Raw genomic sequence first — 15,283 nt, forward strand, 5'->3', positions numbered from 1 at the left:
CTTCCTTTTCTATATTCTCCCTCCAAATTCCTGCTAAAACCCTTCGAGAGAAATGTTACACATACTCGTGAATTTCTGTGGGCGTTCGCTTCTGCGTTCGGGAGAGGGGGCATACGCCTCAATTGATGCGTGGGGGGTCATTTTTTGTTATCAGAAAGACGAGCGAATTCATATGTTATAGTGTTTAAACGAGGAGATGAGGGCGATGTACGATCTACCATACACTGTGCACGGCTTAGCGATCCAATACCATCCGTCACCGATGTGTGACTGTCCCCAATGTCGGTGGTGGTTCTACGGACACCCTTACCCGTTTGATCCTTACGGCTACGTATCTTGGCGCCCCTCGCCCTTTGCGCGGTCGCGCACACTGGACGCTACTCCTCTGACGGAGCGCACACCTAGCGACACGAACAACTTCTTTACTAACCCGCGACGTTTGCTGTTACTCATCTTACTCATCATCGTCATCTTTTGGTTTATTGGGGGCGTACGCTTCTAACGGAGAAACACTGACTAGCCCCGTGAGACAAAAAAAGCTGTTGCCCGTAAGTGGCGGGCAGCAGCTTTCACTTATGTTGCTATAAATTCCTGCTCTCGCTCGGAAAACCCGAGCGTGGAATGGACACTCGCCCCATACCCGGGCTGATCCCTTGCACGCCCGGGGCGAACCCAGGACCAGACGGCGGACCACCCATTCCAGGACCAGGCGGCGGACCGCCCACCCTCGGACCGAATCCGGGTTCGTGTTCGATACCCAATCCGTACCCTTGTGGGCCCATGCCTAGGAAACCATCAGGACCGAACCCGGGACCAAGCGGTGGCCCGCCCATACCAGGGCCATAGCCAGGGCCACCCATACCTGGGCCGTCCATGCCGGGGCCGAAGCCGGGGCCACCCATACCTGGACCGTCCATGCCGGGGCCGAAGCCAGGGCCACCCATACCTGGACCGTCCATGCTGGAGCCGAAGCCAGGGCCACCCATACCTGGGCCGTCCATGCCGGGGCCGAAGCCAGGGCCACCCATGCCAGGATCGCCGTATGGGCCGTATCCTTGACCTGGCGGACCCCCTTTACCTGGTTTAAACAAGCGGCGTCTTTTGCCTTTGCCTAGGCGTCCTTTTTGCCGCATGCCGTACCGGGGAGGACCGGGGCCGGGGCCGAACTTGGAGACGCCCGGATACTTTCCACGCATCCGCCGCATGATAAGCGATTTTAGCAAATCATCCCCTCCTTTCTGCGCCCTTTCCGCCTTAGTTCCAAATGAACCAGAAGAAGATGATGATCAACAGGATTAACAACAACAACCCGCGATAGTTGTAAAAACCGTATCCAGCGTAATTCTTCATAGGCGACAGACCTCCTCTCTCTCTTCGCAATCACCATATCGTATGCCTGTATGGCGAGGTTCGTATGGACATTTGTTTAGCATAAAAGATAAATGTTTGAAAAAAATGCCCAGCTAAACGCCTAACCAGGCATCGTTAGAGGGCTAGTTCCATATGAACCAGAAGAAGATGATAATCAACAGGATTAACAGCAGCAATGCGCGGTAGTTAAAGAAGCCGTATGCTCCTTTCACCGGATAAGAGTAGCCTGCGTATCCATCTACTCCCATGTAGCAAAGTCCTCCTTTGTTATTAAATTCAACATATCGTATGCGTACAATCATCCTGCCGTATAGACGTTAGCGGTGGGCATTCGTTTAATTGTCACTCTAGATAAAAAAAACCCGGCATACGTGCCGGGCGTTACTTTGACAAGAGAGGTTAGTTCCAGATGAACCAGAAGAAAATGATGATCAACAGGATTAATAGGAGCAAGCCACGGTAATTGTAAAAACCGTAACCGCCATAACCTTTGTAACCGCCGTAACCGCCGTATCCCGTACTCATTCGTTTGTGTCCTCCTTCCATGCCAAAGTTATTACACTATATGGAACTGGCGTTAAACCTGTATACGCACTTATACTGAGTGAATGGCCCAACTTTTTTGAAACTGCCTCAAACGGCGACGTGACCCCCTTCTTCCGCTACCGCCGACCGTTCGTAATAGTTGCTATCACCTGACAGGAATATTATAATGTGAGCTGTACAAATCATTAACTCCCCCGGAAAAAATTGTGATTCGGTAGTTAGCGAAAGGAGTATGGCATGTTTTATGTAAAGCTTCTTATTATTTTGGTATGCGTTAAACTAGCTGGGGATTTATCCGCGCGCGTGGGACAACCCCCCGTACTCGGCAAGCTCCTCGTCGGTGTGCTCGTCGGACCGGCTGTGTTAGGATGGATCGAATACGATGATTTAATCCACCAGTTTGCTGAAATCGGAGTGTTATTGCTCATGTTCGTCGCCGGACTAGAAACAGATTTAAACGAATTGAACAGGAACCGTAACTCCTCGCTCGCCGTTGCAGTCGGCGGTGTTATTTTCCCCTTGTTATTCGGTTATTTAGCGGGGAAACTCATCGGGGTGAACGATATCGAGGCGGTTTTTTTCGGTCTTTTACTATCTGCGACATCCGTTAGCATTTCCGTGCAAACGCTGAAAGACATCGGAAAACTACAAACGCGGGAAAGTGTCACCATATTAGGCGCGGCAGTCGTCGACGATATTCTCGTCGTTATTTTACTCGCCTTTATGACGAGCTTCATGCTGGAAACCCCTGGCGCAGACGAAAGCGTCCTGCTCGTCATCGGGAAGCAAGTGCTTTTCTTCGTACTCGTCTTTTTAATTGGTTGGAAACTTATACCGTGGCTCATGCGCCTTATGTCAAAATTAAAAGTGACATACGTCATCGCCAGCGGTGGACTCATCGCTTGTTTCGGCTTAGCTTTCTTAGGGGAAAGTCTCGGTGTCGCGGGAATTATCGGTTCTTTCGCCGCCGGGTTAGCGCTCTCGCGCACCGAATACAAAGCAGAAGTAGAGCGTTCGGTCGAACCGATTGCCTACACGATCTTTGTCCCCGTCTTCTTCGTTAACATCGGATTATCGGTAACGTTTGAAGGGTTAGGCGACCAAATATGGTTCATCGTCGGAATGACAATTTTGGCCATTTTGACGAAGTTGATCGGTTGCGGCTTAGGCGCCCGCATGACTGGCTTCAACACGAGTTCCTCGATCGCGATCGGTTCTGGGATGATCTCGCGCGGGGAAGTGGCGCTCATTATCGCCCAACTCGGATTGACAGCAAAAATTTTACCCGTCGAATACTATACGGCGATGATCATTGTAGTTATTTTAACGACGATCGTGACACCGCCGATGTTGAAAAAAACGTTCGTTTAACGTTCGTTTAGAGAAACGACGACAAATCAATCGAACCACTACATGTCGACCGGACAATGTTACGCCAAACAAAATATGCGCCTCCGCACAGGACGTTGGCACGCGATCGTTACAACATCCTGCTTCGGAGGCGCATTGTCGTTCAATAAGTTCCTACCCGCCTAACGCTAACTACTCCTGATCGCCTTCCGCTTGAAGCTGACGAAGGAGAAACGGAACCACACGCTGTTAATTAACAGAAGCGCTGCTGTCACTAAAAACAACCCTTCAATACCGATCCAGTTAGCCACGTACCCACCAGTAATCGGTCCAAGCATGTTCCCGAGAGCCACGGCGCTGTTACTGTAGCCGTAAGCAGCACTTTCTTTCCCTTCCGGCGCGTGACGACTAATGAGTGAGTTGAGCGCCGGCAAGAGGCCGCCGATAAACAACCCTAACATGAAGCGCCAAATAAGCAATTCCCATACAGAACTGACAAAGGCGTGTGGAATGGAGAACAGACCCGCGCCGATTAAAGCAGCCATAAGGACGTACTGTGAACCGTACTTATCCCCTAATTTTCCGAGCTGTGGGGCGGCCATAATGTTCGCGAGCCCTGTGACTGCAGTGACAAGACCGGCAAAAAAGACGACATACCCGCCCGGGGCACCGAGTTCTAGGACGAACAGCGACATGAGCGGCGACGGACCCATCATCGCGAATTGGATGAGAAAAGCAACAGTAAACAGTGGCACGAGTGATTTGTTGTGCAAAATGAGGGCCGCATCGGCACGTACACTCGCTCTTTTCACTTTTGACGGATCCGGCTTATGCAATTCTGTGACCTTGAATAAGACGACCATCGTCGCGGCCAAGATGACGAATCCCGTTATGGTGAAAATTGCGCGGAAACCGATCCACTCCGCAAGTAAACCACCGAATAGCGGCCCCATAATCGAACCAGACACCCCGCCCGCTTGTAAAATGCCGAGGGCATACCCGACGCGGTGTTTCGGTGTATTCGTAGCGGTTAAGGCGATCGCCGCAGGCATAAAGCCGGAAATGAGTCCGTTGACGAAACGCAACAGCAACAAATGAACAGGGGATGTCGCCAACCCCATGAGGACGATTGTAATCGACATCCCGATCCCGGAGCGGATGACCATTAATTTTCGACCGTACTTATCGGCCAGTGTCCCCCAAATTGGCGAGACGAGAAAAGCCGAGAAAAAGTTAATCCCAAAAATAAAACCTGCCCAGATTTGCACTTTATCCGGGTCAGTGACACCTAAATCACGCAAGTAGAGCGGCAAGAAGGGGATGACCATCGTAACCCCGGCCATCACTAAAAATTGCGCTACGGCTAAAATCCATACATTTCGCCGCCATGAATCCATCAATTGTACATCTCCTTTAAGTCGTTCCCACTTCTACCAGTCATTCGTGCCGGTAATATTTCGCCTATCGAAATTTATCTTCAAATGAAACAGCCTGCTTCTGCAGACTGTCCTATTGTTGTCCTATGAGCGTCAGCCATGGTTGATCGAGTAACCCGTCGTATTCTGTAGGTATTTCCTTACGCTTAGACTTCTCGACGCGAATGACAAACGGCATTTTTTGGATGCGGTTCATGAGTTGACTTTCCTTCCGCGCATCAATATACATGCAGACGTAGTTCAACTTCTTCGACATGTAGTGTATGTTTCCGTAACGCCCAAGGGAACGGGCTTTACGTAGGTCTTTAACCCAAACAGCTAAGCCCGTGCGCTCTGCTATTTGCATTGCAAAAACTCCTTTTCGATAAGAAGGGGAAGTTCAACACTTTGTTTCATAATAGCACGAATAATGGCTGAAGGCAACAATTATTTGTTTAACTTTTCATTCGTTTAACTGTTCCACCTTCACAATGGCGCCACTCTGCGGTGAACGGTATGACACCTCACCTGCGTCAACGCTTAAGTCTCGGTCAGTTATTTTTAACTTGGCGACGACGTGTAACGGTTCGCCTTGCTCTTTTTCTGTCTTCCCGACGACCGTGACATCCCATACGCCCTTCGGGTCACTCGCCGTTAGGTTTTCAAAATAAAATTTCAGGTACACTTTTTTGTTTTTCAGGTTTGGTAACGCCTTGTACGCAGCTTGCCGCACGTGATCCGAACTGCTGCTGGCCATCAATTCCCCGCCATTTACGTTGCGCAATGTCACTTGCGGAAGCCGTTTGTCCTTCCACCAGCTGCCTTTCTCGATCCGAACCATTTTATGTAATGATTCCGTTTGTTCTCCTTCGTTATGATTGCTTTTCTCCCAATCTAACTCGATCTGTATTTCTTTGCTGTTCGCCTGCACATTGCTGACGAGAAGCGGGTACGAACCGTATTTTAGCGTGTCACCGCTAATGAGGATGTCGATGGCTTTGTCGCCAATATTAACGATTTTTGCTTGCGGTGTCACCTGGTCAACATCCGCTTCAGACGCGTCAAGTACTGTAAACAGGACTTGCGCCTGGTCGTTTCCGAAAATAAACTGACATCCAGAAAGAAGTACAATACTGATCGCTAGTACAACAACCATCCACTTTTTCCCCGTCACGGCTTTCTCCCCTCCTATATTATAGGACGATATAGAAGCCTATTCGGTTTCAATCGTTACGTTCTTTTCAAAAAAACCGCTGCCAAACGAATTTGACAGCGGTTGCGCGTTCTGTTTATAGCGCTTGCCGCGATCGCACACTGCTTAGCCACAACTGCTCTTCGACTCTTTTAGACCTTGTCGTTCTAAGCGCGGGTCGTTTGCCGACACTTTTACAGAGGTCGAAACGGCGTGCGCAATCGTCTTACTCACGTGAAACAACAGCTCGTCCACCTCGCGTTCGCTCTTTAAAAAAGCGCCGATTGTCGGATGGCGTTCCATTCGCTGTTGGAACGCACGCGCCTCTTTTTTTGCTTGATGATAATCCGGGTGATAGTGGCCAAACCGTTTGGCCTCTTCAAACAGCTGTTTCTTTTTTTGAAACGCTTGAATTAATTGCTGCGCCGACTCATCTTGGGCTAGTTGCCGCTTTAACTGTAAGTAGCGGGCGACAAGTGGCGTTTTAATTATTTCGTCAGAGACGCTGGAAGCCTCTGCTAAAATTTCAACAAAATCTAAGGAAGCCATCCCATATCCCCCCAAATTTATTGTAACAGCAAGCGCGCTATTTTGCACACTTTTTCTTAGTGCCGCTTGTAACCTTACGCTTTAAAACGTGGGGGTGCGTATGCGGATGTAGGTCATCTCACGCAACGGCAACTGCAGCTGCTGCGCGTCAGCAGCGACGCCTTCCACTAGCCATTCGCCGGCTGCGTTGAAAACCCGCGTCGGCCGGAACACCGTTCGTGTCGCCTCTTTTGTCGCTTGCCATTCGACGTCTAATTGTAACTCGAGGGCGCGGTTGACGATGTGCCGCAATGTCGACGGATGGTACTCGCGCAAGTCGCTCGTCCATACTTTCGGCAGCTGCGCCAAACGTGGAAGGGACTGCGCGACCGTTGGATACGTGTTGACGACTTCTAATTTTGGCCTCTTCCGGTCGTTCGATCGCGATCGGGTATGGTCGTTCAGGGGCGACAAGGCTACGGCGTCGGCGTCTTGCGTCCGCCACGCCGAACGGATCCCCGCCTGGACTAACTGTCGCTGTAGTGGCGCCCAATCGCTTTCTCGTACGAAAAACGCCTTTTCGCCTAGTTGCACCACGTTGCAGCCGTCCGCGATGATCGGCTCGCTAACTTTTTCCGTACGTTGTGTGCATTGACCGAACAGCTGGTTGATGCGAGCGGCGCTTTGCACAGTCGGACATTCGAGCAGCACGACGCGCTCACAGCGAATACACGCATACTGTTCTCCCCATTGGCGGATCGTCGCCGCAACATTTTGCGGGACGTCGGACACACTCGCAGCGCCGATGAACGAAACGATCTCTTCTGCCGTCCAGCCTGCGGCTAGCCCCCGCTGCACCGCTCTTTCGTTAAGCTCGTATACGCACATTTGCTCCGTTTTGATTAAATCGGCAAAGTGAGCGATTTGCCACCGCAGCGAGAGAGGGATGTGCAGCGGTAACAGCCATTCGAAATTCGCTTGCACGTAGCCGCGGTACTCAGCAGGTGCGATTGCTGCGCCGAACGGCGCAAAGGCGGACCAACGCCAATATGTGCCGCCACTATCCCCTTCACCCCATTCGAGCCAGCCAAAACCGAACAGCGGCTGCATCCATTCACCTTGCCATTCATCTTGCCAAATAGGCATTTCCGACGTACGTACCCAGCCGCGCTGTTGTTCCATCCACCAGACGAACGCTGCCATGTGTGGATGGGTCCCTAGTAGCATCGTTTTTATCGCCTCGTACAAGCTGTGCGCGGCATCGCGTAACTTTTGCCCCAGCCAGAGAGACAGGCGACGTGCGTCGAGACGCAACGTTCCTTCGCGTTCCGCTAGAAGGCCCATTTGCTGTGCGACTGTATAGACGAGGGCAAAGTTGCTCCCGCCCCCACTGTCGCAGCCTCTGTCGCTTCGATCGCTGTCTACCTTAGCAGCAGTAGGTAGCCAATTAGACGCCGTAAACGCTTTCTCCGGCATATCTAACTCGACGTCTAACTTGTGCACGGTCCGACGGTGTACCTCTCCTACCTGCGTTAACGGCAGTGGGTCGCGCGCAACCAACACGAGAAAATGAAAAAAGTCGTGCAATAGCCCCGGGGGAGCCAATTCGCGGACAGCGACTCCTTCTGCCGGTTCGCCTACCGGGTCATAAACCGTGCTGAGCCAAGCACTGCGAAGATCCGTCGGAAGCACGTACGCCGTTTCCCCCCAGCTTTGTCGAACCGCAAAAATGATACCGCGTTGCCGTAAGATGGTCAAGGCAATTGTAAAGGCAGTGCTAGGCAAAGGTAACGCCTTACTGGTCAGTTCGGAAAAAGTAAACGGGCGCGCGCCTATTTCCAGGGCAAACCAGCGTAAAACACGCTGTTCATCACCGTTTAACGCGTGCGCGTAAGTCTGCCAATAGGCGTGGTCGGCGAGACTTAGCGGCACTTGACTGCGGTTTAACGGCGCATGATGGGCAGCCATTTTCATTTGTACGTTATCAGACAACTGCTGCCAACACTCCGAGACGTTCATCGCGGTCATAGCCACTCCTCTTCCATGTCTTCGGCGTCGACGACTCGGTACGTATACCCTTGTTCGGCGAGAAACCGTTGCCGATTCAAGGCGTATGCTTGATCCACCGTCCCCCGGCTAACAATGGTGTAAAAATAGGCGCGGTTATTTTTTTTCGGACGTAAAATGCGACCTAACCGCTGCGCTTCTTCTTGCCGTGATCCGAACGAACCGGACAGCTGTACGGCGACAGTCGCTTCTGGTAAATCGACGGCAAAATTGGCCACTTTTGAGACGATGAGGATACGCAAAATCCCTAGGCGAAACTGGCGGTACAGCTCTTCGCGCGCTGCTTGTGCCGTGCGACCGGTGATCAGCGGTGCGCCGATTTCCGTCGCAATGAGCTCGAGCTGCTGTAAATATTGCCCGATGATGAGGATCTGGTGGTTGTTATGGCGTGCGATAATGCGCTTTAAGACGCCGATTTTGCGCGGGTTTTCACACGCTACCCGGTATTTTTGCCGCGCTCCCGCCTTTGCGTAGGCACGACGCCTGTCATACGTTAACGGTGTGCGCACTTCGAGACACGTCGCGGTCGCAAGCCACCCACCCGTCTCTAGCGCCTTCCACGACACATCCATCTTTTTCGGCCCGACGAGTGAAAAGACGTCTTCCTCGCGCCCGTCTTCGCGTACGAGTGTCGCGGTCAAGCCGAGGCGCCGTTTCGCCTGAATGGAAGCAGTAGCGCGAAAGACGGGAGCCGGCAGTAAATGAACTTCATCGTAAATAATTAAGCCCCAGTCCCTCTCTGCAAACAACTGCATATGGGAAAAGGGCTGCTCTTTGCCCTCTCGGTGTGTCAATATTTGATACGTCGCCACGGTAATCGGCTTCACTTCTTTCGCCGCACCGGTATATTCGCCAACGAAATCCCGCGGCACATCTGTTTTTTCTAATATTTCGCGGATCCACTGCCTGACGGACGTTGCATTCGGCGTTAGAATGAGTGTTTCACACTCTACTTTTTCCATAATACCGAGCCCGATGATCGTTTTACCGGCGCCACACGGTAAGACGAGTAGCCCGCTCCCCCCCGCCATTGACCCCTCACGATAAAAGGCGTCAACCGCTGCTCGCTGATAGGGGCGAAGCGCGAACGGTTTTCCGGAAGCCGTCTGTTTGAGTTGAATCGGCAGCCGTTCCCCTGTTGCATATCCGGCGCGATCTTCGACAGGGTAGCCTAATTTGAGCAACTGCTGTTTCACGCGGCCCCGCGCGGCCGCGTCGATTTCGACACTGTCAGTGCAACCGACATGTCCCTCGCCGACCGTATGATCGACAGCGAAACAGCCTCTGAGCGTTGGTTCAGTCACGAGTTTTCCCAACACAGACGGCTCTTTTGCCACGAGGAATATCTTTGTCCCCCGCTTTTCTAAGTAAAAGAGGCCGTAACGATTCATTTGCGTTTCTATTTCCCGTATAAGGGTGAGCGGAATGTCGAATTTGCTCCACTGTGTGAGACAGTGGACGACCTCGCTCGCACTCATAGTTGCCGCAGCGGCATTCCACAAGGAGAGTGGCGTTAACCGGTACGTATGTAAATGCGCCGGACTCTTTACAAGTTCGGCAAAAGTCGCTAGCTCTTCGCGAACTTTCGTCGCCACAGGATGGTCTGTCTCTAGTAAGACCGTATGATCGCTCTGCACAATCAAAGGATTGTTTGGTCGATAGTGCAACCTTTCTCACTCCCAATCGTCTTTATGAATAGCATGGTTCCGAGCGAACCTTTTTATCCATAAAACAGGGAGACTAGTAACGCTAACAGGAAAAATAGCGCAAAAGGTGGTATCAATAGTAATGAAGAGAAGTATAATAAAGCACACAGGACTATTACTAATGTTCGCGATTTTGTTTGTGGTCATCGGGTGTGGTTCACAGGTACCTGCTGCTGACACAAAAACAGACGACAAAGGGGGAACCACTGAAATGGACAAAGAAACAAAGGAAACCCTCGACTTTACGCAAGAGGAAACGACGCACTTGCCGGACAAGGTCGCTGCCGAGGCAGAAAAGCTCGCGCGCGCTAACAAGGACGGCGGTGAGCTAGCGATCCACGACGGCGAACGCACCTATTTTATTGTCGCGCTCGGGGAGCGGCCGACAGGTGGGTTTACGATACAAGTCGTCAAAGTTGAGAAGGAAGACGGACACGTGCACGTTTACGCCGCGGAAGAAGCGCCAGCGAAAGATGCGTTTGTGACACAAGTCATTTCTTATCCGTACACAGTCGTCTCTGTCGAAGGGGAGTATGCGAAAGACGATGTCACGTTTCACGTCGAAGGAACAGAAAAGGCGAAAGAAACGAGTATGACGAACGATCAGTAGTGGAACAGAACGCAACACGACATAAGTGCTGCGTTCTGTTCCTTTTAATCTTTCCGTTCTTTTTCGCGGTCAGGCGTATCTTCAGGGTTAGGGACATCCGTCGTCGGGGGCGACAATATTTCTGGATCCGGTTTAGGGCTATATATTTCGGGTTCGCCCATCGGATTGCCGATGTCAGGTATTTTCAAAAAGAGCACGTGCGGACCCCTCCTTTGCGTAGTACGCTTATTTTAACCGCTCCATCAAAAATTATGTTCCATTTGTGGCATCAAAAAATAAAAGAGGAGCACTTAGCTCCCCGATTGCTCACTTTCTTCTTTTGTCTTATACCACGCCGAATCGGGTGAAGATGACGATTCGTGGGGATCGTACGGCTGCCAATACGGTGGTCGACCATACGGATTGGCCACATATCCGTGCGGTGCGGGCGCTGTGGGTGCATAACCGTAAGTTGTCGCCCGTCGCTCACGACCGTACGGATCGTAATAATTGCCATACGGCATCCCCGGATAAAAGCCATTCTCCATTGGAAAACGGGATGCGGCGCCGCTGTGCGTGCCACTGGGCATACCCGAATGCTTGCCTATACCTGCCGGGTGACTGCCGATCCCTGCTTGAAAGCGCTTGTGGCCGCCGTAATCACTTTGGTAACTGCTATTCATACCGGGGTAGCCGCCGTACATCCAAGGGTAACCACCTGGCCGACCGTCGTAGTGGCCATACATCCAAGGGTAACCACCTGGCCGACTGTCGTAATGGCCGTACATCCAAGGGTAACGACCTGGCCAACTGTCGTCGCCGTACATCCAAGGATTGCCGCCCGGCCGACCGTCGTATCCGCCGTGCATCCACGGATAGGCGCCGTACATCCAAGGGTAACCACCCTGTATGCCGTGGTAGCCGCTTCCCTCAGGAATCGGCTGATTTACCCCGGCTTGCCACTTATTTTCGCGACTTTCATCATTGTGAACCAATCGCCTTCCCTCCCACTATAAATTAGTTTTATCTCGTGTTTCCTCACTCATTCACCGTATTTCAGCCCTTGACATTTGAGTGTGATGGATAATAAGTGCATAACTGTGTTTTTATGGGATCGGGGTTTGGTGCGGGAACAGAGAAATAACACTAAATTCCATATTCCCCCAGTCATTATGCGATGATCGCACCCTGGATCTCCACTTTCACCCTTGCGGTTTACCCTCCCATGTCACACGGGGTCTATTGCCCTTACATTCCTTCGTTCTACCTCTCAAGGGGTGGAGGCCGCTTCTTGCTCCCTTACTGGGTCGTTGCCCTTATGGAAATTGTACTGCGGCTACTCCGTGCTTCAGTTGTCTTTGCCTTCCCTACGGAAAAACTTAAGGTCACACGACGATTGGCTAATTCGTTTTAAGCAGCCATCTGTAACTGTTGCTGGCGCACTGGACCCAGAACATCCTTCGCATCATACGCAATCTGCCTCGTACCGAGCGTATGCAGAACTTTGATCAGTTTGCAGCATAGGGCAATAAGCGATTGCTTCTTTTTCAGGGGATTGTGACGACGTGTCGTGTAGTAACGATGCATCGCTTTAAACTCGGCATTTTTAGCGACCATCGGGAGGACACATCGGAATAGCAGGGCACGTAACCTTGCACGTCCTCGTTTACTAATACTCGCTTTCCCCTTCTTCTTGCCTGAGCTATTCTCTTTGAGATTCAACCCCGCCAAGCGGATGATTTGTTGCCCGTGGTCGTAGTCATTTAAATCACCCACTTCTGCTAGAAAACCAGCGAGTGTGACAATGCCCACACCGGGAATGGTCATCATTGCTTCGGTACCGGGGATTTTCTCAAGCAGTTGCTCCACTTGCCGCATGATCTCTTCTAGTTGGTCAGCTAACAAGGTGTACTGATCTAGCAGCATCGAACATTCAATCTTCGCGGCATACATGCCTTCTGTAAGCCCGATAGAAGTTGTCGCTACTTTCACCAACTTCTCGGCGCGCTTTATCCCGACAGCCCGCTTCACTTCCGATTTCCAATGCTTGAGAATGGCTTCGGCGCCTAAAGCGACAATCTCATTGGGCATTGGAAATTCACGCAAGGTCATTAGCGATGCTTTGCCTTCCCAGTCTTTAAACACTTGATGGTACTCAGGGAAGAAGCGGTCTAGCCAGTTCTGAATACGCAGTTTTGCTTGATTAAAGTTCACCATTACTTTTTCTCGCAGGTTCATGATGATCCGTAAATCGGCATAAACCTGTGTCGGGAACTTCGGTTCAGCGTAGTGACCGTTGCGGATAAGATCCGCGATCACTTTGGCATCTTTGTAGTCGTTTTTCGTCGGTGAGTTGTCTTCCAACTCTTTACTTCGGTTGACATGATGTGGGTTAACCACAACGACTTTGATGCCTTCTTCTTTTAAAAATGCCGCTAAAGGAAACCAATAGTGTCCAGTTGGTTCAACGCCAAACAGCACATCTGTTTTGTTGTGAACCTGTTTTAAGTCCTTCATCCACTTCACCAGTTTGGTTAGCCCTTGGTGCGTATTCTCGAACACGCAGTCTTTTCCGAGTTCGATCCCCCGAAAGTCGATCGCACGAGCGACGTGTGTCTGCTTGGCAATGTCTGCCCCAACGATTAAGGTTTTTTCGGTCATGCGTAAAATGCGTTGATTTTTCTTCTGTTTCATCTTATACTTCATGTGAGTGTCTCCTTTTGCCTTGGGATGAATGAGTGTAGCGCTACATTCTAACCCAAGCTTACTGGAGGCACTTTTTTTGTGCAAACCTCAAATTAATTCATTACAGGAATGGCTCCCTGTCATTAAAATATGAGAAGACTGTTTGGCCCAATTACAGTAATCGTTTCGCGATGGCAATACAGTGGCGTTCGCATTGCGCTGTCAGATACCGTTAATGAACTCACGGATCCATGATCGGACAAATGAAACATATCATTTTTATCCGGATGCAACATTCGCGCCCGTCGACGCGCAGCGTGATGTAGTCTTGTGCGACCTCCTTCAATACGCCCTTCAACGTTTTACAATCAGTCGCTACCTCGCACCTGTGCCCGAGAAAGCGGTGAATCCGCTCTACAAAAAACGGCTCTTTCGGGTGATGGTAGTGGTGCTGACGATGGCGATGGGGACGATGGTGAAACGGCATATACGGCGGTCGATGCATTTTTTTCATGTGACTGCTCGATTCGAACGGCATCATGGGCTTCTTCTCCCCCATAATTGACCTCCTCCATAGTAAAATGTGCCTCTCATCCGCCGATGACTATCGACACTTATACGATATGCAGGAGCCTGCCGTGTTGCCTGGGCATTTGCTTAAACTGCTGCGAGCGCTTGTTTTAGGCGGTGAATATCGTCCATGAGAGCGTTAAATTCCGGAATCGTGAGCGATTGCGGCCCGTCGGACAACGCCTTCTCCGGCTCGGGATGCACTTCGACGATCAACCCGTCCGCCCCGGCGACGATCGCCGATTTAGCCATCGGCGGGACGTAGCGCCGTTTGCCGACGCCGTGGCTCGGATCGACGACGACGGGTAAGTGGCTTAAATGTTTCACGACCGGCACGGCACTCAAGTCGAGCGTGTTACGCGTGTACGTTTCAAACGTGCGAATGCCGCGCTCGCACAAAATGACATTCGGATTGCCCTCACTTAGAATGTATTCCGCCGACATGAGCCACTCTTCGATCGTCGAGGATAGGCCGCGTTTTAATAGGACTGGCTTCGTCGTACGACCGATCTTTTTCAGCAGGTGGAAGTTTTGCATGTTACGGGCGCCAATTTGTAAAATATCGACGTACTCCGCCACTAGCTCTAAGTTTTCCGGATCCATTACTTCCGAGACGACGGGGAGTCCGGTTTCCTCCCGCGCTTCCGCGAGCAATTTCAACCCTTCTTCTCCCAATCCTTGGAAGGAGTAAGGCGACGAACGCGGTTTAAACGCACCGCCGCGCAAAATTTGTCCGCCTGCTGCCTTCACTGCCCTCGCCGTCGTCAGCAGTTGCTCGCGGTTTTCCACGGAACAAGGTCCGGCCATCATCACAGGATTGCCACCGCCGATCGCGACATCGCCGACTAACACGACCGAGTCTTGCGGATGAAAGTCGCGCCCCGCCAACTTGTACGGTTCACTGATCGACACGATTTTCGCCACACCCGGATACGTTTCCAGCGGTAATTCATTAATTTTTCGTTTGTCGCCGATGAGTCCGAGTAACGTCTTGTCAACTCCTTTTGACAGGTGAACTTGCAACCCTTGCTGTTCTAACTTCGCGATCATTTGCTGAATGTCTTCTTCCGCAACGTGCGGTTCTAATACGATAACCATCGATTTCTCTCCTTTACGTTTTTTAATATAAAAAAACCCCTCGCCCAATAAAGGGACGAGGAGTTGTGCTCGCGGTACCACCCTAATTGATTCGCTTAGTAGCGAATCCACTCGAAGTTGTTAACGGCTCATCGCCGGTGGCAAAGTCAAGCCACTGCTCCGGGAG

General features: G+C 51.3%; 17 protein-coding genes and 1 other annotated feature (1 of these 18 cut by a window edge). Of the genes, 3 read left to right on the forward strand and 14 right to left on the reverse strand.

Features of this window, described 5'->3' with window-relative positions:
• Window positions 1–205: 205 nt before the first annotated feature.
• Window positions 206–502, forward strand: a complete 297-nt coding sequence (locus BN1247_RS17730; RefSeq protein WP_147675225.1) for a hypothetical protein — start codon at window positions 206–208, stop codon at window positions 500–502.
• A 79-nt stretch (window positions 503–581) separates the two neighbouring features.
• Here the strand turns inward: BN1247_RS17730 and BN1247_RS09885 are convergent, their stop codons facing one another.
• The 3 genes from BN1247_RS09885 to BN1247_RS17985 form a co-directional block, all read right to left on the reverse strand.
• Window positions 582–1,223 (reverse strand): hypothetical protein, encoded by a 642-nt coding sequence (locus BN1247_RS09885; protein WP_054950233.1) that lies wholly within the window; start codon window positions 1,221–1,223, stop codon window positions 582–584.
• A gap of 270 nt (window positions 1,224–1,493) precedes the next feature.
• Window positions 1,494–1,619, reverse strand: a complete 126-nt coding sequence (locus tag BN1247_RS18410; protein ID WP_261796036.1) for a hypothetical protein — start codon at window positions 1,617–1,619, stop codon at window positions 1,494–1,496.
• A 151-nt stretch (window positions 1,620–1,770) separates the two neighbouring features.
• Window positions 1,771–1,896 (reverse strand): sporulation protein YjcZ, encoded by a 126-nt coding sequence (locus tag BN1247_RS17985; protein WP_197278550.1) that lies wholly within the window; start codon window positions 1,894–1,896, stop codon window positions 1,771–1,773.
• Window positions 1,897–2,154: 258 nt separating this feature from the next.
• Here BN1247_RS17985 and BN1247_RS09890 point away from each other — a divergent pair, with 258 nt between their 5' ends.
• Entirely contained in the window at window positions 2,155–3,288 is a 1,134-nt protein-coding gene (locus BN1247_RS09890; RefSeq protein ID WP_054950234.1) for a cation:proton antiporter, read from the forward strand.
• A gap of 167 nt (window positions 3,289–3,455) precedes the next feature.
• On the opposite strand, the gene BN1247_RS09895 is transcribed toward BN1247_RS09890, so the two are convergent.
• The 6 genes from BN1247_RS09895 to BN1247_RS09920 all read right to left on the reverse strand — a co-directional run bounded on the left by BN1247_RS09895 (window position 3,456) and on the right by BN1247_RS09920 (window position 10,136).
• Window positions 3,456–4,664, reverse strand: coding sequence for an MFS transporter (locus BN1247_RS09895; protein ID WP_054950235.1), 1,209 nt, complete (start codon window positions 4,662–4,664; stop codon window positions 3,456–3,458).
• A 112-nt stretch (window positions 4,665–4,776) separates the two neighbouring features.
• The gene (locus BN1247_RS09900) at window positions 4,777–5,049 is read right to left on the reverse strand and encodes a YlbG family protein (RefSeq protein ID WP_054950236.1); all 273 of its coding nucleotides are present in this window, start codon (window positions 5,047–5,049) and stop codon (window positions 4,777–4,779) included.
• 96 nt (window positions 5,050–5,145) lie between these two features.
• Window positions 5,146–5,856, reverse strand: a complete 711-nt coding sequence (locus tag BN1247_RS09905; protein WP_054950237.1) for a hypothetical protein — start codon at window positions 5,854–5,856, stop codon at window positions 5,146–5,148.
• Window positions 5,857–6,000: 144 nt separating this feature from the next.
• Complete coding sequence (locus BN1247_RS09910; RefSeq protein ID WP_054950238.1) at window positions 6,001–6,423, reverse strand: YlbF/YmcA family competence regulator; 423 nt, start codon at window positions 6,421–6,423, stop codon at window positions 6,001–6,003.
• Between the two features lie 81 nt (window positions 6,424–6,504).
• Complete coding sequence (locus BN1247_RS09915) at window positions 6,505–8,430, reverse strand: helicase-associated domain-containing protein (protein WP_054950239.1); 1,926 nt, start codon at window positions 8,428–8,430, stop codon at window positions 6,505–6,507.
• Complete coding sequence (locus BN1247_RS09920; RefSeq protein WP_054950240.1) at window positions 8,427–10,136, reverse strand: DNA repair helicase XPB; 1,710 nt, start codon at window positions 10,134–10,136, stop codon at window positions 8,427–8,429. The genes BN1247_RS09915 and BN1247_RS09920 overlap by 4 nt, the downstream gene beginning before the upstream one ends.
• 250 nt (window positions 10,137–10,386) lie before the next feature.
• Between BN1247_RS09920 and BN1247_RS09925 the strand changes: the two genes are divergently transcribed.
• Window positions 10,387–10,785, forward strand: a complete 399-nt coding sequence (locus tag BN1247_RS09925; protein WP_187119762.1) for a protease complex subunit PrcB family protein — start codon at window positions 10,387–10,389, stop codon at window positions 10,783–10,785.
• A gap of 44 nt (window positions 10,786–10,829) precedes the next feature.
• Here the strand turns inward: BN1247_RS09925 and BN1247_RS17735 are convergent, their stop codons facing one another.
• The 5 genes from BN1247_RS17735 to aroF form a co-directional block, all read right to left on the reverse strand.
• Window positions 10,830–10,982 (reverse strand): hypothetical protein, encoded by a 153-nt coding sequence (locus BN1247_RS17735; RefSeq protein WP_157360859.1) that lies wholly within the window; start codon window positions 10,980–10,982, stop codon window positions 10,830–10,832.
• Window positions 10,983–11,075: 93 nt separating this feature from the next.
• The gene (locus tag BN1247_RS09930) at window positions 11,076–11,759 is read right to left on the reverse strand and encodes a hypothetical protein (RefSeq protein ID WP_054950242.1); all 684 of its coding nucleotides are present in this window, start codon (window positions 11,757–11,759) and stop codon (window positions 11,076–11,078) included.
• A gap of 415 nt (window positions 11,760–12,174) precedes the next feature.
• On the reverse strand, window positions 12,175–13,470 hold the full coding sequence (locus BN1247_RS09935) for an IS110 family RNA-guided transposase (protein WP_054948550.1): 1,296 nt from the start codon (window positions 13,468–13,470) through the stop codon (window positions 12,175–12,177).
• Between the two features lie 220 nt (window positions 13,471–13,690).
• Complete coding sequence (locus tag BN1247_RS09940) at window positions 13,691–14,008, reverse strand: DUF2642 domain-containing protein (protein ID WP_054950243.1); 318 nt, start codon at window positions 14,006–14,008, stop codon at window positions 13,691–13,693.
• 98 nt (window positions 14,009–14,106) lie between these two features.
• Entirely contained in the window at window positions 14,107–15,117 is a 1,011-nt protein-coding gene (gene aroF / locus BN1247_RS09945; protein ID WP_054950244.1) for a 3-deoxy-7-phosphoheptulonate synthase, read from the reverse strand.
• A gap of 48 nt (window positions 15,118–15,165) precedes the next feature.
• Window positions 15,166–15,283 (reverse strand) — a binding site (T-box leader) (it continues 94 nt past the right edge of the window).

Source organism: Numidum massiliense (genome assembly GCF_001375555.1).
Classification (GTDB): domain Bacteria; phylum Bacillota; class Bacilli; order Thermoactinomycetales; family Novibacillaceae; genus Numidum; species Numidum massiliense.